This window comes from Holdemania sp. 1001302B_160321_E10, from assembly GCF_015552275.1.
Taxonomy (GTDB): domain Bacteria; phylum Bacillota_I; class Bacilli_A; order Erysipelotrichales; family Erysipelotrichaceae; genus Holdemania.
Genome location: NZ_JADNEM010000013.1, coordinates 1 through 21,076, shown reverse-complemented (window position 1 = coordinate 21,076; position 21,076 = coordinate 1). Strand labels below are relative to the sequence as shown.

Here is a 21,076-nt window from a genome sequence, read left to right as displayed (position 1 = left end):
CGGGTGATCGTTAATTCTGTCTGGAAGATGAAATTCCTTTGACAGCGTTTATTTCTCAATTTCCTGCAAGCGGGTCTGGACGATTTCCAGCTGCTGCTTATAGGTTTCCAGCTTTTTGCGTTCCGCTTCGACTTTCTCAGCCGGAGCCTTAGCGACAAAGCGTTCATTGGAAAGCATGCCTTCCGCACGCTTGATTTCAGCGTTCAGATGTTCGGCTTCTTTTTTGAGTTTGGCTTTTTCCTCTTCCAGATCGACGACGTCGCTCATCGGAATACTTAAGGATCCGCCTAAGATCGGTCGGACGAGCATTTCCCCATCCAGCTCCGCTTTCCAGCTGGCCTTGCACATCTTCTCATAAATCGAAGCAATCGGAGCGTCGACAGCGACCGGCTGGTTCTGCGCGTTCCGGATCGTCATCGCCAGCGGCGCGGACGGCTTCAGATTGTAATCGACGCGGACCTGTCGAATCGTCTTGATAACGGAAATCAGCTGATCGACTTCCTCGTTATGGCTTAAGTCCAGGCCTTCCACCGGCGTCGGCCAGGCCGCCAGGCAGCATGCTTTTTCGGTATGCGGCAGGACGCTGTAAATTTCTTCGGTGACAAACGGCATGAACGGATGAAGCAGACGGATGATCGCGCGCAGGCAGACGATCAGCGTCGACTGGGTCGCCCGCTTGACCTGGGCATCCTCGCTGTTCAATCCAGCTTTGCTTAATTCGATATACCAGCTGCAGAAATCATCCCAGATGAAGCTGTACAGCTCATTGCCAACCAGCGCGAACTCATACTTGTCCATGTTGGCGGTCACCGAGGCAATCGTTTCATTCAACCGGTTGAGAATCCAGGTGTCGGTGATCGACAGCGTGCTGAGGTCAATGTCCTCGAGCGTGAAATCCTCCGGCATATTCATCATGACGAAACGGGATGCGTTCCAGATCTTGTTGATGAAGTTCCAGGACGCTTCCAGCTTTTCCTCAATGTAGCGCATATCCTGACCCGGCGTGGAATTGGTCGTCAGGAAGAAGCGCAGGCTATCAACACCGTGCTTGGCGATGACGTCCATCGGATCGACGCCGTTGCCCAGCGATTTCGACATTTTGCGGCCCTGGGCGTCGCGGATCAGACCGTGGATCAGAACATCCTTAAACGGCCGGGACTTTGTGAAGTAGCGGGCCTGGAACGCCATCCGGGCGACCCAGAAGAAAATGATGTCATAGCCCGTGACCAGCACGTCATTCGGATAATAACGCTCCAGATCCGGCGTTTTATCCGGCCAGCCCAGCGTCGAGAACGGCCACAGTGCGCTGGAGAACCAGGTGTCCAGAACGTCCTCATCCTGATTCCAGTTTTCAAGATCCTGCGGCGCTTCCGTACCGACGTAAATCTCACCGGTTTCCTTATGGTACCAGGCCGGGATCCGGTGGCCCCACCACAGCTGGCGGGAGATGCACCAGTCCTCAATGTTTTCCAGCCACTGCGTGAAGGTCTTTTCAAAGCGCGGCGGGTAGAAGTTGATCTTTTCCTCAGCCAATTCCTGATGCTTCAGAACATCCTCCGCCAGCGGCTTCATGCGGACAAACCACTGCTTGGAAAGCATCGGTTCGACGATGACGTCGGTCCGTTCAGAATAGCCGACCTGATGGATATGTTTCTCAATGTTGATCAAATTGCCTTCCTGACGGATTTTTTCCGTCAGCTGTTTGCGGCATTCAAAGCGGTCCATGCCTTCAAACTCACCGCAGCGCTCGTTCATCGTCGCATCCGGATTCATGCAGATGATCCGCGGCAGATGGTGGCGTTCTGCGATCGCGAAGTCGTTTGGATCGTGGGCCGGCGTACATTTCATCGCGCCGGTTCCGAATTCGATGTCGATGTAGTCGTCGCCGATGATCGGCAGTTCATCCCCATTCGCCGGATTGACAGCGTGCAGGCCGATCAGATGCTTAAACCGTTCATCGTCTGGATGCACAACGACGCAGACGTCGCCGAACATTGTTTCCGGACGGGTCGTCGCAACCTGAAAGCATTCGCCAGTTTCAACGACCTTGTAGTTGAACGTATACATCGCACCTTCGGTTTCCTTATGAATAACCTCGATGTTGCTCAGCGCCGTCTTGGCCGCCGGATCCCAGTTGATGATCCGCTCGCCCTGATAAATCAGGCCGTCGTTGTAGTAGTCGACAAAAACCTTGGCAACGGCTTTGCTTAAGCCTTCGTCCAGTGTGAAACGCTCGCGGGTGTAGTCCAGCGACAGGCCCATCTTCGCCCACTGCTGACGAATATGCCCGGCATATTCTTCCTTCCAGTCCCAAGCCCGTTCCAGAAATTTCTCACGGCCCAGATCATAGCGGGAAACGCCTTCTTTTTTCAGGCGCTCATCCACCTTCGCCTGCGTTGCAATGCCGGCGTGGTCCATGCCCGGAACCCACAGCATGTCGTAGCCCTGCATCCGCTTGTAACGGGCGATGATATCCTGCAGTGTCGTATCCCAGGCATGCCCCAGGTGCAGCTTGCCGGTAACATTCGGCGGCGGGATCACGATACAGAACGGATCCTTGCTTTTGTCGCCGGCTGTGAAATAGCCTTCTTTGATCCAGTTGTCATAGCCCTGTTCCACATCCAGATGGTTATATTTCGGGGCCAGTTCCTTTTTCATCAGTTCTTCCTCCTGTTTTTTATTTTTCCTTCGTTGAACAAAAAAAGCGCCCTGTAACAAGGACGCTTCACGCGCGGTACCACCTTACTTCATCTTTCTTCAAAGATGCGCTTTCACCGGTAACGACGGCATTCGGATCTTCCTACTTAAAATTCAGAAAATCAACTTCCGGACGACTGTTCACTGCTTCTTCTGGCTCCCTTGCACCTTCCGGGAGCTCTCTGATTTCCCAAAGCCGCTACTTCTTCCGTTCAACGTAGATGGCTTTATTATAGGCATTGGATCCCCGCTTGTCAATCGAATTTCAACGAATTCCGACATCTCCAAAGACGAAAAAGGCAAGAATAAAACGAAAAAGCAAACTAGCGGAGTTGAAAACAAAAGCCTCAGCCGCGCTTCTCAAAAAACTGCGGACATTCCCGTTTCAGCATCGCCAGCGCGTTTTTCCAATACGTTTTTTCAACCTCCGATTCCATCGTGAAGTTCAGCTTATCCCTAGTCCAGTTTTCAGCCAGCGGACCGAAAGTATCCGCCGGCACTTCGAAGCCCAGTTTCTCCATCACCGCTAAGGCAAACTCACGGAACGCCCCGCCGAAAGCCGTCATGATGTTGCCCTCTACGACGATCGGCTCAAAGCGGAAATTTTCTTTTTCCATAAACGGCAGATCGTCCAGCACTTCCTGATAAAATCCACCGCAGTAACAAATCCCGTTTAACAACCCCGCCGCCGCTAATAACACCGGGGACACGGAGATCGCGGCAATCAAAATATCCGGCCGCTCCTTGAACCGGGCTAAAAAGTCCAGCTGGCGCTGATCCTTTAACACTTCCGGAAATTCGCTGATTCCGGGAAGAATCAGGCAGTCGATCTCGTCAAGATTGACTTCATCATAGCTGAATTCGGGCAGCACGGTAAAGCCTTCTTCCGTTTTTACCGGTTGATGATCCGCCGCGCAGACGATCATCGGTTTGCCCAATCCGACTAACCAATCGGTCAGACAGCTGATCTCCTGCATGCAAAACGCCCGGTAGATCATGACCGCTGTTTTTTTCATTCAATTCCCCTCCCTTGTCTTGTTTACTTCACTGTATCTGAATTTCAGCTGAATCGCAAGCTATTTCCTTCTTTTCGTTCTTGTTAAAAAGACAGATAGCTCCGGTTTTGTTCTGATTTTACTCAAATCCAGAAAAAAAGGACTGTGTCCAGTCCTCCTTACAACCATGATTAGCAGCTTGCAGATCGGCCACTTACAGCGGCAGCAGGATCAGCGTCTTTTCCTCCAGCGGCTTGTTGTGATTGACGGCGATCAACTGCTTTTCATTCACCCCGTAGCGTTGGGCAATCGAAGCATAGGTATCATTGACCTGCGCCAGCATGTACCGGCTGGTCACGATGACATTCTCCGCGTCGTCAAACAAATCTTCGATTTCTCCGACGTCCTCGTTGACGGCCGCTTCCGCCGGATCGTTCGTTTCTTCGTCCATGACCGTATTTTCTTTGACAGCCGGCCCTTCCGCAGCCAGCGCTTTTTCCTCCTGCACAGATGCCGCAGCCGGAAGGATCGGTGCTGCAGCGGCAGCCGGCTCTTCAGTGACCGACGGAGTCAGCGCTGTGGGTTCCGCCGCTGGCTGTGTAATCTCCGGCAGCGGGGTTGGCTCCGACTCTCGTTTCTCCGGCTGAGTTTCCAGAATTGCGGTCGCCCTTTCCTCTTTCATGCCGTATACATTCAAATAAATCGTCACGATCATCCCGCGGGCTTCGATCCGGGCGTCGTAATGATGCAGCCGGATCCGGAATTGTGACGGTTCCTGCAGCTTATCCAAGGGCGCCAGGACGTCCAGCGTGATTTCTTCGTTCAGCGGATAAGCGCCCTGTTCATCGGCCGCCTGCCCCTTGACCCATAAGGAGCCTAAAGCCCGGATCCCGTCGGCTTCGGTATGATATTGAATCTCGTTGGTGATCTGGCATTGCAGAATTTGATCGACCGGACGGCTGAGCTCCAGTCGTTTCTCAATTTTCATTGGTTTCATCTATGGTTCCTCCCCAGCATTCCTGCTTCAATTTCAGTGTATGCCAAACCGAGGAAAATATGAAAAAAGCCCGAATCACTCGGATTCAGGCTCTTCTGGATTAAATAAGACGTCAATCGCTTCCAGCAGTTCTTCCCGGCCCTGCTTCGTGATGGAAGAGAACGGAATGATCGCTTCCGGCGCACAGGCCAGAGCCTTGGCGATAACGTTGATCTGTTTGCTTTGCTGAGAGCGCGGCACTTTGTCCAGTTTCGTCGCGGCAACCACAAACGGAATTTCATAATAACGGGCATAGTCCGCCATCGTGATATCGTCCTCCGTCGGCGCGTGCCGCATATCGACTAAAAGAATCAGGCCTTTTAGCTGTGAACGGCTGGAGAAATAGTCCTCCATCATTTCGCCGAACTGGATCAGCATCTGCTTGGACGCTTTGGCAAACCCATAGCCCGGCACATCGACGAACATGAAGCGGTGATCGATATCGAAGAAATTCAACAACCGTGTCTTGCCCGGGGTGTTGCCGACATAAGCCAGCGCCTTGCGGCCGCACAGCGTGTTGATCAGCGAGGATTTGCCGACGTTGCTGCGGCCGGCCAGCACGATCTCCGGCAGTTCGCTTTCAGGCCAGTGTGCCTTGGACGGCGCGCTGACGACGAGCTCGGCTTCCCTGATCTCCATTTAGCGAACCAGCGCTTCCTGAATAACCTGGTCGACCGTTTCGACCGGGATGAAATGAATGTCATTCTTAACAATTTCCGGAACTTCGTCAAGATCCTTGACGTTATTCTTCGGAATGATGACCGTCGAGATGCCGCTGCGGTGCGCTGCCAGCGATTTCTCACGCAGACCGCCGATCGGCAGCACGTTGCCGCGCAGCGTGACTTCACCCGTCATCGCCAGATTCGCATGAACCGGCATCCGGGTGATTGCGGAAACCAGTGCCGTGGTCAGCGTGACGCCGGCGCTCGGCCCATCCTTCGGCACTGCGCCTTCCGGACAATGGATGTGGATATCGTGTTTATCGAAGAAAGCCGGATCAATCTTGAATTCGACGGCTTTGCTTTTGACATAGTCCAGCGCGATTTCCGTCGATTCCTTCATGACGTCGCCCAGCTGACCGGTAACGATGAGTTTGCCCTTCCCGTCGAAGTAAGTGACCTCGACCGGCAGGATATCGCCGCCGAAGGACGTATAGGCCAACCCGGTTACCACGCCGATCTGATCTTTTTTCTCCTTGACGCCGTATTCAAATTTCTCTTTGCCCAGCCATTCCACGATCAGCTTCTTCGTGATCTTGACCGAACGCTTGCCATCCTTCATGATCGCCAGGACGCTCTTGCGGCACAGCGAAGCAATCACCCGCTCCAACTGACGCACGCCGGCTTCCCGGGTGTAATGACGGATCAGATAAATCAGCTCTTCTTCGCCCAGCTTAAACTGACTCGGCTTCAGGCCGTTGATTTCAGCCTGCTTCGGAATCAGATGTTCCTTAGCGATGCTGACCTTTTCCACCTCGGTATATGAGGACAGCTCGATGATTTCCAAACGGTCGCGCAGCGCCGCCGGAATTGTATCGAGCGTGTTGGCCGTCGCGATAAACATGACCTTCGACAGATCGTACGGTTCTTCCAGATAGTTATCGGAGAACAGCTTGTTCTGTTCCGGATCCAGCACTTCCAGCATCGCGCTGGACGGATCGCCCTTGTAATCGCTGGCCATCTTGTCGATTTCGTCGATCAGGAACACTGGATTGACGACGCCGGCCTTCTTCATTCCCTGAATGATCCGGCCTGGCAGCGAGCCTAAATACGTCCGGCGATGACCGCGGATTTCCGCTTCATCGCGCACGCCGCCCAGCGATGCCTTGACAAACTTCCGATCCAGCGCTCTGGCCACGGACTTCGCCAGCGACGTCTTGCCGACGCCCGGCGGCCCGACCAGACACAGAATCGGCGCGTTCAGCGAATGGGTCATCTGTTTGACAGCCAGATATTCCATGATCCGGTCTTTGACCTTTTCCAAACCGAAATGATCCTCATCCAGGCGCTGCTGCACCAGCTTGAGGTCTTCGTTATCTTCGGTTTCCTGCCACCACGGCACGCCTAAGAGCCAGTCGAGATAAGTCCGCACAACCCCGGCTTCCCCGGATGCCCCCGGCAGCATTTCATACCGCGCCAGTTCTTCCCGGGCCTTTTCCTTGATTGCTTCCGGATACGGGTTTTCCTCGATCATCCGGCGCAGTTCCTCGGAATCGTCGCTCTGATTGGACACATCGCCCAGTTCTTCTTTAATCGCGCGGAGCTTCTCGCGCAGGTAGTATTCCTTCTGCGATTCATCGATCCGCTCCTTGACTTTTTCATTGATGTTATTTTCAATGTCGGACAGCTGCTTTTCTTTTTCCAGCTCCTGGATGATCATCATCAGCCGTTCGTTGACGTTCAACGTCTCCAGCAGCACCTGCTTCTTTTCCAAAGGCAGCGGGAAATACTGCGCGAACTGATCGGACAGCGTCGGGGCGGAAACGCCCTTGGTCAGCTGCGCGATGATCTCCGGCGGGAAATTGTTGGCGCTGGACGCAATGTTCTCGAATTCCTTAGCTACCCGGCGGATTAAAGCCATCTCCTCGAGATTATCGCCGGCTTCATCCGCAACCGGCAGCACCGTCGCCATAAACATTCTGTCCTCATCCTGAATCGAAACCAGCTTTGCCCGTTCCAGTCCGCTGAAGGTAATCCGCATAAAGCCTTCTTTACGGCGGATATTTTTGATCCGGCACAATGTGCCGAACGTGTAGAGATCTGAAGGAGCAGGATTGTCAACCATGATGTCTTTCTGGCAGACGAGCCAGACATGACCATCGAACTTTTCTTCTGCTTCCTCAACGGCACGAATGCTCTTTTCCCGGCCGACCTCAATCATGATGTCCTGCTGGGGAAAAACAATGATTCCTCGTGTAGCGATGACCGGAACACTGATTTCCATTTTTTCGTTGTTCATTGACACCCTCCTTGTCTGAAATAGTACGTGTTATAAAGGTCAAAAAAGACGCGAAGCGTCTTATTTGTTGGTGGAATCCTTAATCAGGTCCAGCGCCTTGCGCAGCCGGACGTCGTAGGAGATCGAAGACGCCGGAATCAGTTCCTTGACCTTCTCTTTTTCCATATTGTACTGAGAGGCGATCAGGCCGTATTCCGTATCAATATCTTCCTCGCCGACTTCCAGATTTTCCTGCGTCGCGATCGCGTCCAGAACTAAGCGCAGCTTGACTTTGCTTTCAGCGTCCTTCGCCATCTGTTCGCGCAGCGTTTCCTCGCTCTGCCCGGTGATCTGGAAGAACTGCGTTAAGGAAATACCCTGCTGCTGCAGACGGTTGGCGTAATCCTGAATCATATCGTCCGTTTCATTCTTGATCATGACTTCCGGAATTTCCACTTCGCAGGCGTCGACGACCGTGCTGATCAGCTTGTTGGTCGCTTCGTTTTCCGCGTTCTGCCGCTTCTGTTCTTCCTGGTTCTTGCGGATCAGCGCTTTTAAGTCGTCCATGGTTTCCACATCCGGAGCATTGACGTCCTTCGCGAGATCGTCGTTCAGCTCCGGCAGCACCTTCGCTTTGATTTCGTGAACCGTAACCTTGAAGACAACCGGCTGGCCAGCCAGCTCAGCAGCCTGATAGTTTTCCGGGAACGTGACATTGATGTCCTTCGTTTCTTCTTTCTTCATACCGATGAGCTGTTCTTCAAAGCCCGGGATGAAGCTGTTGGAACCGATCTCCAGCGGATAGTTTTCGCCCTTGCCGCCTTCAAACGCAACGCCGTCCTTGAAACCTTCAAAGTCGATGACCGCGGTGTCGCCGTTTTCAACTTCGCCGTCTTCCTTCACTTCCAGCTCGGCGAAGTTTTCCTGGATCCGCTTCAGTTCCGCTTCCACTTCTTCCTCGCTGACTGAAGTTTCTTCTACTTCGTAAGCTAAACCTTTATATTCGCCCAGCTTGACTTCCGGCTTGATCGCGAACGTAAAGCTCATCGTCGCGGCTTCCTCGCTGATTTCCTCAACGTTCAGCTCCGGCCGGGAGATCGGCCACAGTTTGTGCTCTTCGATACCCGCGTCCAGCAGACCCTGCGCGCAATGCTCGACGGCTTCCAGCATAATCTTCTGAGCCGGAACATATTTTTTCGCCATGGCAGCTGGGACAGAACCCTTTCTGAAACCCGGGATTTCCAGTTCTTTCGCTAATTTATTAAAAGCTTTTTTCTGAGCCGTTTTCCAGTTTTCACCCTCAATGGTGACTTTCAGTTCGCCTGTTGATTTTTCTTTTAGTGTCCAAGTTGACATAAACTTCTTTGTCCTCCTTATGTCTAGCCTTTCTATTATAACAAAAGTTATCTGAATTTCAAATAAATTGGCTTTTTAAATCGAATAAATTGACATTTTCAAGCTGATGCCGGGACGCGAACTGACGCCAGCCCTCCTCATCCTGCATACTGCAGTATACGAGATGAACGCAGCTGGCCGCAAGCGATATGCCCTCCGCTTCTTCAAAGCCCAGCGGCAGCGCCAGATACGCCTCGCGGATCAGCACCTGCTCGCACAAATTAAATAAGGAAGGGTTTTCGTTTTCCAGCCATTCGCCGATCAACGCGCGGGCCAAAAGAAAGCCGTCGCTTTCCGCCGCCCCTTCCTGGTAACGGGGAATAAACGTGTAGCCTATCCCATCCCGGTTCAGCGTCAGCTCCTCGCTGATCTGTTGATCGATCAGCGAATCGATCAGCAGCGCCGAAGCGAGCGGATCGGGATCGGTTTCCAGATACGCGCGGACCAAATCCAGGCAGGAGCGCAGATTCATCCCATGCAGCGCGTCGACCGCCCGCAGCTGATGTTCGCGATCGCCTTTCAGGCTCTCCTCAATCTCCTCCAGGCTCATCACCCCAACGCCCGGCTTGCGGTTTTCCGCCGCGATTAAGCGCAGCTGCTGATCAAAATCCTGCAGCGCCGGCAACACGTCGGAAGGCACATAGGGCATCGCCAGCTCCGTATCCACCTTCGTGCGGGCTTCCTGAATGCGGCCCTGGCGGATCAGCTGTGCGATTTCTTCAAGACATTCCGCATAAAATCCTGAGCTCATCGTCATCACCCCTTGTTCAAAAATAAAAGAAGGAATCCTTCTTTTGGCTGATCTTATTATAGCACACCCCGCTTGCAGCGGCATGTTTTTTGCCTGCGATCGTACAAAAAAATCCTTCAATGAAGGACTTCTGGTTTTCCAAAGTGGCGTCCCGGAAGGGACTCGAACCCCTGACCGTGCGCTTAGAAGGCGCATGCTCTATCCAGCTGAGCTACCGGGACATTGTTTTCTATCATGTTTTGAACGCTCAATCATAATATCAAAAAGTGTTGAAGAATGCAAGCGATTTTGGCATATTTTGTTACTGCTGCAGGGACTGCGGCTATGACACAGGAAAGTTTGGTTCCTTATGCGCAGAACCCGGAAACCTTTGATCTTTTTGTAATTCTCCCTGATGGTCCATGAATAGAAGGCAATGAACGGGATTGCCGCACGCTTTTCAGATCCAGTTTGAAGAATATTCACGCTTAAAGCAAAAGGGATCTGGCGATGTTCAAACGGCTTCGCTCCGTTCGTTCCGTTCATGGCGCTCAATTTGATTCGTCATTCTCCTCAACTTCGCTGAAATCTTCAATCTCTTCCAAATTACCACATCGCTTTAAATATTCATGCCCGCCATCCACGGCGACCGCTGCCGCAGCGGCAAAACTTAAAGTCATGGACGGAAAAACTTTCGATGATATCGCCGCATTTCCGGCATCTAATTTTAATTTTTTTCATGATTGAACTTCTTTCCGCATGACCCTTTGATACATTCGGCGCAAATCAAGCAGACCGGTTCGCAACCGGTCAGTCCTGGCCTTCGCCTTTGATCGGCAAACAGGAAAAGTTGAAAATCAGCGCACTCCGGTGATTTTCAACTTCTTCTTTGCGTGATTGTAAGCGCCGAAGGTCTTCAGTCCCGGGGCCGCGTCCAGTTGACGCGGTCAATACTGACGTCGCTCCCGTCGATCGTAATCACCGCGTAACAGGGCGGCGTACCGTCGCGGTTGCGGGACAGCGCGCCCGGATTCACAAGAATCACGCCGTCGCGCTGCTGGCTGGAAAAGATATGCGTATGGCCGTAAAACACAAAGTCGCAGCCCTGCCGCCGCGCTTTGCTGACCAACATGTCAAGCTGGCCCATATACAGATGATGATGACCATGAACGATCATCATGCGATGACCCTCCAGCTCTAAAATTTTCATCTCCGGATATTCATAATAAAAATCATTGTTGCCCCTGACGCACACATACCCCTGTAAAAACTGCGGCGGCAGTTCGCTGTCCCCGCAATGGATAAACACATCCGCATCCCGATGAAGCTCTAAAATCTGCTCCAGCGGTTCACTCCGACCATGGTTATCGCTCACCACTACTATCTTCATTTTACCACCTGTACTTATAATATCAGATTTGCCGCCTTCCTTAAAGCAATATTTGATTGAGAATTAAGGAATTCAGGTCGATTGGATCGTCGTTGACGCCGCTGAGATTGACCGTGACACCGTCGACCTGCAGCTGAACCTGACTGACGCCCAGCGAGCTTTGAATGCTCAGAAGCAGACTGGTAACCAGTTCTTCGTTGACCTTCTTCTCCTCGTCCAGAATCTCGCCGCTGACGTTGATCGTCAACAGGTCTTCGTCCAGCGAACAATCCAGTACCGTCAGCGGAGTCCCTGCCAACGGCTGCTTCAGCTGGCTGAACACGCCGATGTCCGCCAGAATCGAAGACAGCTTGTCCTGCAGACTCGTCTGATTGCTGATGCGCAGCGTTTTCGGCACGTAGACGCTGGAGCCGTTTTTCTGACGCGTATAGAACACTGTCAACGAATGGCTGTCATGCAGGCGGTTAACCGTATTCTCAAAATTATTGATTCCAATCTGCCGGTTTAATGGCATCGGCACCGGCGTCGACAGCTGCGGCATGTGCGTCAGCGGTTCACCGGCCAAATAAAGCAGAACCTCGCTGACTTCGTCAAACTGCGTGACCGCCCATGTCAGTCCTTCCAATAACCGCATTTCCGTCTTGGGATCATAATTACGGAAATTCTCCGGGAAGTAAAGTGAAAGCTGGCTGCCCTGCAGCGCGCAGTTTTCCAGCTGGGCATTGTTTGGCAAAAGTCCGCACACTCCCTGCACCGGCTCGTTGCCGATCGTCATCAACCGCAGGACCTCGGCTACCTTCTGGTTTAAATCCAGCCCTTCCTCAATCCCCAGCGTATAGGGAATCAGCGTCGCGTCTTCGTCCAGTAAGTAGACTTGAACCATATCCCCACTCGTGTCGGATCCGCTGACGGTCTGAACCGGCTGCGAGCGGGAAGGCCACAGCACGGTAGTGAGATAAGCGGCCAATGCGACCGCGCCGAACATCAGAGCCGCGCCCTGCTTCAACGTTTCAGGTTTGATTTTCATGAACATCCCCTCCTGTCACAGTCTATGCACCGATGGCATTCAAAATGATGCCGCAGGGAGTTGAATTTTCGGCATTGGAAATTGGCCAGGCTTTCTCCTTCAACAAAAAAAGAACGGGTTTTCCCATTCTTCTTCCAGCTTATTCCAAAGCAACAGGGGCTCGTTCGATTCTCCTGATCCCCCGACAAGACTTCGCTCAGATTTCAATCTGGACATGTTCGCAGGGAACATCCCAGTTCATCAAGCCACGCAGTTGCCGATTTAACAGCTCGACACTGCCGGTCGTCGCGATCCGCAGCGTGCCCTTTCCGGGCTGGGCCGGCGCCTCGAGCGCGATGCTTTCCGAATCGATCAAAGGGATTCCCAGCACCTTCGCAAATTGATCGCGCGCGAAAGGAAAATGCGTGCAGGCCAGAACCGCAACGTCGTAGCGATCTCGATAAGCGTTCAGTTCGCCCTTCAGATACGTTTCAATTTCCTGCTTCGGACAGAGATGCTCGATCATAAACGCCAGACAACTCAAGCCGACTTCCTTGACCTCCGCCTGCGGAAGCTGCCGCGCTAAAACCTGCTGGTAGCGATGCGACTGGGCGGTAAACGGCGTCGCCAGCACGAGAATCTTCGCAGTCGAAGCCGGAATTTGTTCACATGTCTTGGAGATAATCTCCACGATCTGCGCCTGACCGCGATAACGGCGGGCGATGCCGGTCGCGCTGGCCGTGTTGCACGCGACCACGATCCGCTCGGCTCCCTGTTTTTCCAGCCAGTTCAGATTCAGCTGCAATAAATCCAGTAGTGTATCGCGGTCCAGCGAACCGTACGGGACATGCGCCTGATCCGCCAGGTAAACAAAATCTTCCTGCGGCCACCGCTGACGAAGCTTATCCAATAACCGCAGACCACCGATTCCTGAATCAAAAACGCCGATCATTCTGTGCCTTCTTTCAACGTGTGATGTTCCTCAACCAGCTGCCGGGCCAGCGCCGGGCCGACATACCGGTAGTGTTCCGGCCGCGCCAGCTTGTTGGTTTCCGTGACCTTGTCTTCCGTATAGGACTGGACGAAGCCAAACCGCCAGGCGTTTTCCTGCAGCCATTGAGACTGCACAGTCGTGCTGAAATCTTCCGACTGCTTGCCTGTCACGGCAAAATCGACAGCCAGACCGAGCTGATGCTCGCTGTGGCCGGGATAATCGACATACAGGATCGCCGAGGAACCATATTGTTCCTTCGCCTGCTTATACAATTCTTCCTGTTTTGGATAACTGACGTAACCTTCGGTGACGATCAGCCCGCCGCAGGCCCGCGTGCTGACCTCCGCCTCCGCCGCCTCGCACAGCTGCCGCAGCGGCTGCTGCAGCCGCACGTCTACCAGAATCGGCTTTTCCTCGCCGTTAACTTCGACAGTCAGCTGCGGGATATCCGCTAACGCTTCCAAATGCAGCGGCACATGCGTGGCGATCGTGTGATCGTCGTCCACCAGCGTATCCAGCGCCGAGGGATCGAGCACCAGCGTGGCGCTGCGGTAATACGGATCGCCGCGGTCCAGCCAGTCCTTGACTTCCTCGTAGCTGTACACCAGCATCAGCTGCGCCAGATCCTGCACTGCGATCTGATCGCGCGTTTCCTCTACCATCTTGACGATGAGGGCCGGCGCGTAATTGCGGTAGGAGAACGCCTCCTCCATGTAGTTGTATTCCGGGGCATGATAAACGCTGAACCGCTCCGCCTGGATATACGGTACGAACGTTGAAGGGGCAATCGAATATTCGATGATATACTCGATGTCCTCATCGCTTAAGTATTCGTCGATCAGCGCGCGGCTTTTCGGATCCTGATACGGATAGCGGGAAAGCCGGTCGTAGCGGATATTCATCACGATTAAACACCCGGCGCATAACGCGGCAACCGCCGCGACAAAAAGCAAGCGTTTGATTTTCAAAAAAACCACCTCATGTCTTAGTATAACATAAATCGAAAAGAATAGCCCCCTCTTGGGGGCTAGATTTCAATTTCGCGGCATCGGATCAGCTCCACCACGGCCTGCGCCCGTCCTTTGACGGCAAGCTTCAGGATCACGTTGGAGATGTGGTTGCGGACGGTTTTCTCACTGATGTTCAGCTGTTCACTGATCTCTTTCGTATCGTAATTGCTGACCAACAGATCAAAGACTTCCTTCTCCCGCCGGGTCAGAATCTTTTTCATCGCTGTCCTCCTCTTGGTTTCTAAACCATAGTATGCAGGACAACAGGGTTAAGGTTCCACATGCAGCGTCTCAAAAATTCTTTCCGCGACTTCCTGCGGCACAACCTGGGCGATCTCCTCAACCGTCGCTTCTTTTAACCGCTTAAAACTCTTAAATGTGCTCATCAGCTTCTTCTTGCGGACTTCGCCGACCCCGTCGATTTCATCCAGAATCGACTTTGTCTGGGCTTTCTGACGCAGCTTGCGGTGATAGCTGATCGCAAAGCGGTGGACTTCGTCCTGCATCCGCGTTAATAAGAAGAATAACGGCGATCCCGGTTCGACGTCGACGATCTCCAGACGTTCGTTCATCAGGCTGGACGTCTGATGTTTGTCGTTTTTCACCAGGCCGCAGATCGGGATATCCAGGTCAAGCGAACCAAGAATTTCCTTCGCCGCTTCAATCTGAGTCAGACCACCGTCGACTAAAAGCAGGTCAGGAAACCGTCCGCCTTCGTTCAGCAGCCGGAAATAGCGCCGGTACAGCACTTCCTTCATCGAATCGACATCGCTGTTTTCAGTATGCAGCTTAAACAGCCGGTAATCGTTTTTACATGGCAAGCCGTCCTCGAATACGACCATGCCGGCAACGGTGAAGGCGCCGGAAATATGCGAGTTATCGAAGATCTCAATCCGGGACAAGCCGGGTATCCGCAGCTTTTGCGCCAGCTGCCGCATTGATTCCTCCGTCGTTTCATTCTGCCGCTCCATCACTTCAAATTTTTGAAGCAAATTGGTCTTGGCGTTGTTGGACGCCATGTCCAGCAGCTTTTTGCGGTAGCCCTTGACCGGCTGGATCAGCTTGCAGGTGATGACCTCCTGCAGCGCTTCGATATCCAGCTCCAGCGGCACGATCACTTCCTGAGGCAGCGGGTGATTCTGATAATACTGCATTAAAAAGGAAATCAGTTCTTCCTCCGGATCGCCATACAGCGGGGTCAGCGACAGCTGGCGTTCCAGCAGCTTGCCGGAGCGGATGAAGAAGCCCTGGATCGCGAGGTAGCCCTTATCTGCATAACAGGCGAACACGTCGCGGTCCTTGTTATCCTCAACCTGAACCTGCTGCTTGTCGGTGATGTGCTCGATCGAAGTGATCAAATCCCGGTACTCGCGGGCTTTTTCAAACGCCAGTTCTTCTACTGCGGCGTTCATCTTAGACTTGAGCTCGCTGACCAGATCCTTGACGTCCCCGCGCAGAAAGCGGGTGATTTTCTCGGAGATTTCCTTGTAGATTTCCGGATCGACGTTCAGTTCGCAGGGCCCCAGGCACTGTCCGATGTGATAGTACAGGCACAGCTTCTTCGGCATTTTATCGCACTTGCGCAGCGGATAGAGCTGGTTGAGCAGCTTCATCGTCTGATGCGCCGCCGAAGCGTCCGGGAACGGGCCGTAGTATTTCGCCTTGCGGTCTTTCTTGGCGTCGCGCACAACCCGCAGCGTCGGATAGGCTTCATGGGTCAGCTTGATATAGGGATAAGAGGAATCGTCCATGAACATGATGTTGTAGCGCGGACGATATTTCTTGATCAGATTGATTTCCAGCACCAGCGCTTCCTTCTCGCTGGAGGTGACGATGTAGTCGAAATCGACGATGTTGCTGACAAGCTTGGTCGTCTTGTAATTGTGCGCGCCTACAAAATACTGGTTGACGCGGTTTTTCAGTTTCTTGGCCTTGCCGACATAGATGATCGTGTCATTTTTGTCCTTCATCAGATAGCAGCCGGGCTCTAACGGCAGCGTCTGCAGCTTGGCCTTCAGTGCGGAGCTGATCATTTCGCTTTCCCCGTCTTCAGCGTGACGACGGTTGCTCCGGCGCCGCCTTCACCCGCGCCGCCGATCCGCCAGCTCTCGACGCGCTTGTCACGGTTAAGCTTCTCCTGAACCGCTTTGCGCAGCACGCCGGTGCCCGCGCCGTGGATAATTCGGACGGAGCCGATCCGGGCGACAACGGCGTCGTCGAGATATTTGTCGACAATTTCCAGCCCATCCTGAACATGGCAGCCGATGATATTGCATTCCAGATTCACAGTCTTCGCGCGCAGGGTTTTCATCGACATGCCGGAGAGCGCCGGCTTGTTTTTCCGCCGCTGGGTCGGCCGCATGTCTTCCAGCTTGACAGTCGTGCGGATGCCGTTGAGATCGACGACAGCCTGATTGCGCTTCAGCTGCAAAATCTCGGCGATCTGACTGGATTTTTTCAATTCCACAAAGGCGCCGACCTGAAACTGCGGTTCCGGCTCATCGTTGGCTTCCTCTTCCAGCTGGGCTTCGCTTTTGCCCAGAGCGTTAAGCTGATGCTGCTTCTCGATGATCTCGTGCAGCTTCATCGTCTTTTGACTTTGACGCAATTCTTCCAACAGCGCCTCGCCTTCCGCTTTTACCTCTTCCAGCTGCTTCTGCGCCTGTTTTTCTGCTGCGTCGAGAATCCGCTGTTTTTCTTCGCTCAGCTTCTGCAGCTCACGCTCGAGGCGCTGCCGCTGTTGCTCCGTCTGCGCGATCAGCGCTTCCTGTTTTTCTTTTAATTGTTGATTTTCCAGAATCTGGGCTTCCAGCTTCTCGATCAGCTCGTCCTCCTGGGAACGCTGCTGGCGCTTTAAAAACTCCGCTTCCCGGATAATTTTCTCTTTCAAACCGAATCGCCGGGCGATTTCAAAGGCGTTCGACTGACCGCTCAGGCCTTCGATAAAATGATAGGTCGGCATCATCTTCTCCACGTCGAACTGTACCGACGCGACCAGAATGTCCTCATGCCGCTTACCATAAAGCTTTAAACGGCCGTAATGGGTGGTGACGACGCTTAAGCAGCCTTTCTCGCGCAGATCGTTCAGCACGGCGATCGCCAGGCTTTCGCCTTCCTTCGGATCGGTGCCGGAGCCTAATTCGTCCAGCAGAACCAACGATTTTTTCGTTGCGTGCTGAGTCACGTCGGCCAGCTTCGCCAGGTGCGCGGAAAACGTCGACAGCGACTGCACGATCGACTGATCATCGCCGATATCGACAAACACCTGATCAAACAGCGGGATTTCCGCATCCTCGCAGCACACCGGAATGCCGCAGTAGCTCATTAACACAAACAGTCCGATAATCTTTAACGAAACAGTTTTACCGCCGGTATTCGGACCGGTGATCATCAGCATTTTCTGCGGTTCGATAATCCGATACGTGTTGGCGACGACCGTCTTCGGATCGATCAGCGGATGGCGGGCCTGATTCAGAACCAGCGTCCGCCCTTCCGACAGCTTCGCGACGACGCCGTTATAACGCTGGCCCCACTGAGCCTTGGCGAACAGCGCGTCCAGGATCGCCAGCGTTTCCAGATTAGCTAAATACGGTTCGGCAACGCTTTTTAACAAACGGCTGCATTCGACGAGAATCCGGTCGATCTCATCCTGTTCACGGGAGATCAGCGTCTGCTTGCGGTTGTTCAGCTCGATCAGACAGCCCGGTTCGACATACGCTGTCGCCCCCGAGGCGCTCTCGCCGTGGACAAACCCGCCCAGGCTGTTTTTCTCCGAAATTTTTGCCAGGACCACGATTCGGCCGTTGCGGGTCGTCGTGATCGAATCCGTCAACAGACTCGCATGCGACTGAACGAAGCGCTGACTTTCCCGCACCAGCTCAGCTTCCGTCTGATGCAGACTGCGGCGGATCTGCTTCAGCTCCGGCGACGCGCTGTCGAGCACTTCGCCATAGGGCGTAAAACAGCGTTCCAGCTGCTCGGCGACTTCCAGATGCGGCTCCATGGTATCCGCCAGCTCATGGATTTCCTTGCAGGGCAGCTCCACGGATTTCAGATACCCCTGCGCACCGCTGACACCGCGGGCATGATCGGCCGCCTGAATGAGTTCCTGAGGCGTACAGACGCCGTCCCGCAGCACCGTATGCAGAGACCGCGAAAGATCGCGGATTCCATAAAACGGCATCGGACCGAATTGAATTACAGCCTGCAGCGCTTCTGCGATCCGCCGGTTTTCCTTCGCAATGACCAATGGCGAAAAGCTTGGCTGCAATTCCTCAATTTTTTGTTTTCCTAACGAAAAGGCGCAGAGCTGAGCAATTTGCTGCTTAATCAGCGCCAGCTCCAGGCCGTTGTTACTGTTCATCGTTATTCTCCTTTCAGTGAATTCAGTAAAGCTTGAAGATTTTGAAAGGTCAGCTGATTTTCATTCAGCCAGTCTTTAATCAAAGTGCGGTCCTCGTCGGTCAGCTGATCCCAGCCGTCGACCAGCTTCTGCAGCTGGTTTTCATCCTGCGGCATTTCCAGCAATTTTTCATTGATTACCGCCGCGGCCTTGCCAGGCATCGACAACAGCGTCGCGTCGATCACCTGCTGCCCGTTTTCAAAAAACGGAAGCATCAGCAGAATCGAAAAGACGACCAGCCAAATCCCGGTATTGACCAACCCGAACAAACCGCCTAACAGCTGATTGGCCTGTTTGACCAGCGGAATTTTCCCCAGCATTTTCACCACCGGACGAACCAGCAGCAGAATCAGCTTGCAGAGGATAAACACGGCGATAAACCAGACGATCTGATTCATCAAGCCATACACCCAGGGCCCCAGCACCGTATCCCGCGCCGGATTCAGCGACGCTGGAACGATCGCGACCCACTCCGCCAGCACCGGCGAGAACAGCCACGCGGCAAACAGCGACAAAAGCAAACCCACGCAGTCCATCAGCTGGATTAAAAAGCCTCGTTTTACCCCGATCAAAATCTGAATCGCCGCCAGGATCAGCACCGCGGCGTTAATTACCATATAAGTCTGGCTCTCAATTACCATTTTCCATCACTCCTACCCGAGGAACATGATACCGAAAAACAAGCGATTTTGCAAATCCTGTGTTATCATAAGTACCAGAGGTGAATCCATGAACACGATAACACTGCTGCTGACAAGCTCCCAGATCGAGCGTTTGTACGCCGCCTGGAGCGAGTTTGAAGTCAAAGCCCCGGCCTATGCGCGCTATCAGCTCAAGCCGGAAAACTGCACGATTACCGCTTACCAATCCAATAAAGTCGTCTTTCAGGGAAAGGACGCGATGATTTACGCCGCGCCGTTTCAGGCCGAGGATCAGCTGGAAAATGTCAATACCAATCTCAGCCAGGGAAAGGCTGATTTTCGACGCTTCGCCAAACAGACCCACGCCGGCAGCGACGAGGTCGGCACCGGCGATTATTTCGGTTCCGTCTGCGTGTGTGCCTGTGCCGTCGAGCAGCAGGATCTGGCATGGCTGCAGGAATTAAAAGTCAACGACTCCAAGCAGATCAACGACGAAGTGATTCTGCAGACCGCGCCGCTTTTAATGGAACGGCTAGCGTATTCCTTACTGATTCTGCCGCCGGCCAAATACAATCAGATCCATACCCAGTGCAATATGAACCAGATCAAGGCGATCCTGCATAATCAGGCGTATGGGCATCTCAAGCGTAAGCGCGGAAGTCTGCCGCAGGCGGCGATCGTCGATCAATTCACGCCCCAAGCCAGCTATTATCGTTATTGTCAAGGGCAGAAAGAAGTCATCCGCGGCCTGCATTTTGAAACCAAAGCGGAAAGCCATTATCCTGCCGTCGCCTGCGCTTCCATGATCGCCCGCTGCGCATTCCTCAAAGCCTGGGACGCGATGGAGAAACAATGGGATATGTCGTTTTCCAAAGGCGCCGGCAGCGTTGTCGATCAGGACGGCGCGGCCTTCGTCAAAAAACACGGCGAGCAGCATTTAAAAGAAGTAGCGAAGCTGCATTTCAAAAATACGGAGAAAGTCGCCGATTTGTTATAAAGAAGAAAATCGCTGAAGCGGGAGAAATCCTGCTTTTTTTATGCGCTGCTATTGAAAAAGACCCGGAACGGGTCTTCTCATGAAAATCAATTTTTGCGATCCTCTGCTGTCTGCCTCTGAAAAGCTCTAATTGATCATCCGATGTTCCAGATCGTAAAATACAGCGGACTAACCGTAACACAGGTTACTGATTTTTTCACCTGATCCCCCTCACTATTTTCAGTCGCTTGCCAGATGGGATTGCTCTGAGTCGTCCTCGATTTGATTGAAACCGGGAACGATTTCTTTCTTTAACTGTTCCAGTTGTTGAAGGCTGATCTTGGTGCAGAGCTGGATGAGCTGATCATCACAATGATTTCTCAACATTTCCCTTGCGGTTTCTAATCGTTGCTTTTCGATGCCTTCTACTCTGCCTTCTTCCCGGCCTTCTGCCAAACCTTCCTGTTTGCCTTCATAGCGCAGCTGCGCCATGTCCATCATCCGCCGGTTATGCTCAAACGCCGCATCCCGCATTGCCGGATCACTGCTCATTCTCTTCATTACGCTGTCCGCCTCCTTAAAGATTTCATCTTCTTCCACTAACCGGACTACCACCGAATCGCTGTGTTCCTCGTCATACCGTTCGAGAAACCAGCACCACTTTTCCGCCCGGCTCAGCTCTTCATAACTATGATTCATCTGAATTATCTTCTTCATCTCTATGATAACCACCGAGATCAGGTTTGTCAAGATGTCATGATCCAGGATCTCCGCTAACTGATAGACATGTATCGCTTTCTCCGGCTGATCTGCCTTCGCCAGAAAGTCGAAGTCCAGCAGAAACAGCTGATCCACCGGCGTCAGCGC

Annotated in this window: 18 protein-coding genes, 1 tRNA gene and 1 other annotated feature; of the genes, 2 read left to right on the top strand and 17 right to left on the bottom strand. The window is 53.1% G+C overall.

What is annotated here, in order from left to right:
* Positions 1–48: 48 nt before the first annotated feature.
* The 8 genes from I2D94_RS09395 to I2D94_RS09360 form a co-directional block, all read right to left on the bottom strand.
* On the bottom strand, positions 49–2,658 hold the full coding sequence (locus tag I2D94_RS09395) for a valine--tRNA ligase (protein WP_195396534.1): 2,610 nt from the start codon (positions 2,656–2,658) through the stop codon (positions 49–51).
* Between the two features lie 55 nt (positions 2,659–2,713).
* Positions 2,714–2,922: a binding site (T-box leader), on the bottom strand.
* A gap of 122 nt (positions 2,923–3,044) precedes the next feature.
* Positions 3,045–3,713, bottom strand: coding sequence for a DJ-1/PfpI family protein (locus I2D94_RS09390; RefSeq protein ID WP_195396532.1), 669 nt, complete (start codon positions 3,711–3,713; stop codon positions 3,045–3,047).
* A 193-nt stretch (positions 3,714–3,906) separates the two neighbouring features.
* Positions 3,907–4,689, bottom strand: coding sequence for a LysM peptidoglycan-binding domain-containing protein (locus I2D94_RS09385; RefSeq protein ID WP_195396530.1), 783 nt, complete (start codon positions 4,687–4,689; stop codon positions 3,907–3,909).
* A gap of 75 nt (positions 4,690–4,764) precedes the next feature.
* Positions 4,765–5,367: a ribosome biogenesis GTP-binding protein YihA/YsxC gene (gene yihA / locus I2D94_RS09380; RefSeq protein ID WP_195396528.1), complete on the bottom strand. Its 603-nt coding sequence runs from the start codon at positions 5,365–5,367 to the stop codon at positions 4,765–4,767.
* Positions 5,368–7,686, bottom strand: coding sequence for an endopeptidase La (gene lon / locus I2D94_RS09375; RefSeq protein WP_195396526.1), 2,319 nt, complete (start codon positions 7,684–7,686; stop codon positions 5,368–5,370).
* 60 nt (positions 7,687–7,746) lie between these two features.
* A complete protein-coding gene (tig, locus tag I2D94_RS09370; protein WP_072684353.1) occupies positions 7,747–9,021 on the bottom strand; it encodes a trigger factor in 1,275 nt (424 codons plus the stop codon).
* A 58-nt stretch (positions 9,022–9,079) separates the two neighbouring features.
* On the bottom strand, positions 9,080–9,811 hold the full coding sequence (locus I2D94_RS09365; protein WP_195396524.1) for a hypothetical protein: 732 nt from the start codon (positions 9,809–9,811) through the stop codon (positions 9,080–9,082).
* A 144-nt stretch (positions 9,812–9,955) separates the two neighbouring features.
* Positions 9,956–10,032: transfer RNA gene (locus I2D94_RS09360), tRNA-Arg, on the bottom strand.
* Positions 10,033–10,300: 268 nt separating this feature from the next.
* Between I2D94_RS09360 and I2D94_RS09355 the strand changes: the two genes are divergently transcribed.
* A complete protein-coding gene (locus tag I2D94_RS09355) occupies positions 10,301–10,537 on the top strand; it encodes a hypothetical protein (RefSeq protein ID WP_195396523.1) in 237 nt (78 codons plus the stop codon).
* Positions 10,538–10,706: 169 nt separating this feature from the next.
* Here the strand turns inward: I2D94_RS09355 and I2D94_RS09350 are convergent, their stop codons facing one another.
* From I2D94_RS09350 to I2D94_RS09315, 8 genes are all read right to left on the bottom strand, one after another.
* Positions 10,707–11,180 carry a metallophosphoesterase gene (locus I2D94_RS09350; RefSeq protein WP_072684350.1) on the bottom strand — a complete coding sequence of 158 codons (474 nt, stop codon included), beginning with the start codon at positions 11,178–11,180 and terminating at the stop codon, positions 10,707–10,709.
* 40 nt (positions 11,181–11,220) lie between these two features.
* Positions 11,221–12,207: a GerMN domain-containing protein gene (locus I2D94_RS09345; RefSeq protein ID WP_195396521.1), complete on the bottom strand. Its 987-nt coding sequence runs from the start codon at positions 12,205–12,207 to the stop codon at positions 11,221–11,223.
* A 196-nt stretch (positions 12,208–12,403) separates the two neighbouring features.
* On the bottom strand, positions 12,404–13,138 hold the full coding sequence (locus tag I2D94_RS09340) for a glutamate racemase (RefSeq protein ID WP_195396519.1): 735 nt from the start codon (positions 13,136–13,138) through the stop codon (positions 12,404–12,406).
* Positions 13,135–14,148, bottom strand: coding sequence for a M15 family metallopeptidase (locus I2D94_RS09335; RefSeq protein ID WP_195396517.1), 1,014 nt, complete (start codon positions 14,146–14,148; stop codon positions 13,135–13,137). The genes I2D94_RS09340 and I2D94_RS09335 overlap by 4 nt, the downstream gene beginning before the upstream one ends.
* Before the next feature lie 59 nt (positions 14,149–14,207).
* Positions 14,208–14,411 carry a helix-turn-helix transcriptional regulator gene (locus I2D94_RS09330; RefSeq protein ID WP_006059179.1) on the bottom strand — a complete coding sequence of 68 codons (204 nt, stop codon included), beginning with the start codon at positions 14,409–14,411 and terminating at the stop codon, positions 14,208–14,210.
* A gap of 48 nt (positions 14,412–14,459) precedes the next feature.
* Positions 14,460–16,223, bottom strand: coding sequence for an excinuclease ABC subunit UvrC (uvrC, locus tag I2D94_RS09325; protein ID WP_195396515.1), 1,764 nt, complete (start codon positions 16,221–16,223; stop codon positions 14,460–14,462).
* Positions 16,220–18,553, bottom strand: a complete 2,334-nt coding sequence (locus I2D94_RS09320) for an endonuclease MutS2 (RefSeq protein ID WP_195396514.1) — start codon at positions 18,551–18,553, stop codon at positions 16,220–16,222. Before I2D94_RS09320 ends, uvrC begins: the two co-directional genes overlap by 4 nt.
* Before the next feature lie 2 nt (positions 18,554–18,555).
* Positions 18,556–19,233: a CvpA family protein gene (locus tag I2D94_RS09315; protein ID WP_195396512.1), complete on the bottom strand. Its 678-nt coding sequence runs from the start codon at positions 19,231–19,233 to the stop codon at positions 18,556–18,558.
* Between the two features lie 88 nt (positions 19,234–19,321).
* Here I2D94_RS09315 and rnhC point away from each other — a divergent pair, with 88 nt between their 5' ends.
* Positions 19,322–20,230, top strand: a complete 909-nt coding sequence (gene rnhC / locus I2D94_RS09310; protein ID WP_195396510.1) for a ribonuclease HIII — start codon at positions 19,322–19,324, stop codon at positions 20,228–20,230.
* Between the two features lie 219 nt (positions 20,231–20,449).
* Here the strand turns inward: rnhC and I2D94_RS09305 are convergent.
* Positions 20,450–21,076: PD-(D/E)XK nuclease family transposase (locus I2D94_RS09305; protein WP_195396508.1), on the bottom strand; the 627-nt coding region annotated here is incomplete at its 5' end.

Coding starts and splice junctions, on each gene's coding strand:
- I2D94_RS09395 (WP_195396534.1), bottom strand. CDS start 2,658: ATGAAAAAGGAACTGGCCCCGAAATATAACCATCTGGATGTGGAACAG.
- I2D94_RS09390 (WP_195396532.1), bottom strand. CDS start 3,713: ATGAAAAAAACAGCGGTCATGATCTACCGGGCGTTTTGCATGCAGGAG.
- I2D94_RS09385 (WP_195396530.1), bottom strand. CDS start 4,689: ATGAAACCAATGAAAATTGAGAAACGACTGGAGCTCAGCCGTCCGGTC.
- yihA (WP_195396528.1), bottom strand. CDS start 5,367: ATGGAGATCAGGGAAGCCGAGCTCGTCGTCAGCGCGCCGTCCAAGGCA.
- lon (WP_195396526.1), bottom strand. CDS start 7,686: ATGAACAACGAAAAAATGGAAATCAGTGTTCCGGTCATCGCTACACGA.
- tig (WP_072684353.1), bottom strand. CDS start 9,021: ATGTCAACTTGGACACTAAAAGAAAAATCAACAGGCGAACTGAAAGTC.
- I2D94_RS09365 (WP_195396524.1), bottom strand. CDS start 9,811: ATGAGCTCAGGATTTTATGCGGAATGTCTTGAAGAAATCGCACAGCTG.
- I2D94_RS09355 (WP_195396523.1), top strand. CDS start 10,301: ATGTTCAAACGGCTTCGCTCCGTTCGTTCCGTTCATGGCGCTCAATTT.
- I2D94_RS09350 (WP_072684350.1), bottom strand. CDS start 11,180: ATGAAGATAGTAGTGGTGAGCGATAACCATGGTCGGAGTGAACCGCTG.
- I2D94_RS09345 (WP_195396521.1), bottom strand. CDS start 12,207: ATGAAAATCAAACCTGAAACGTTGAAGCAGGGCGCGGCTCTGATGTTC.
- I2D94_RS09340 (WP_195396519.1), bottom strand. CDS start 13,138: ATGATCGGCGTTTTTGATTCAGGAATCGGTGGTCTGCGGTTATTGGAT.
- I2D94_RS09330 (WP_006059179.1), bottom strand. CDS start 14,411: ATGAAAAAGATTCTGACCCGGCGGGAGAAGGAAGTCTTTGATCTGTTG.
- uvrC (WP_195396515.1), bottom strand. CDS start 16,223: ATGATCAGCTCCGCACTGAAGGCCAAGCTGCAGACGCTGCCGTTAGAG.
- I2D94_RS09320 (WP_195396514.1), bottom strand. CDS start 18,553: ATGAACAGTAACAACGGCCTGGAGCTGGCGCTGATTAAGCAGCAAATT.
- I2D94_RS09315 (WP_195396512.1), bottom strand. CDS start 19,233: ATGGTAATTGAGAGCCAGACTTATATGGTAATTAACGCCGCGGTGCTG.
- rnhC (WP_195396510.1), top strand. CDS start 19,322: ATGAACACGATAACACTGCTGCTGACAAGCTCCCAGATCGAGCGTTTG.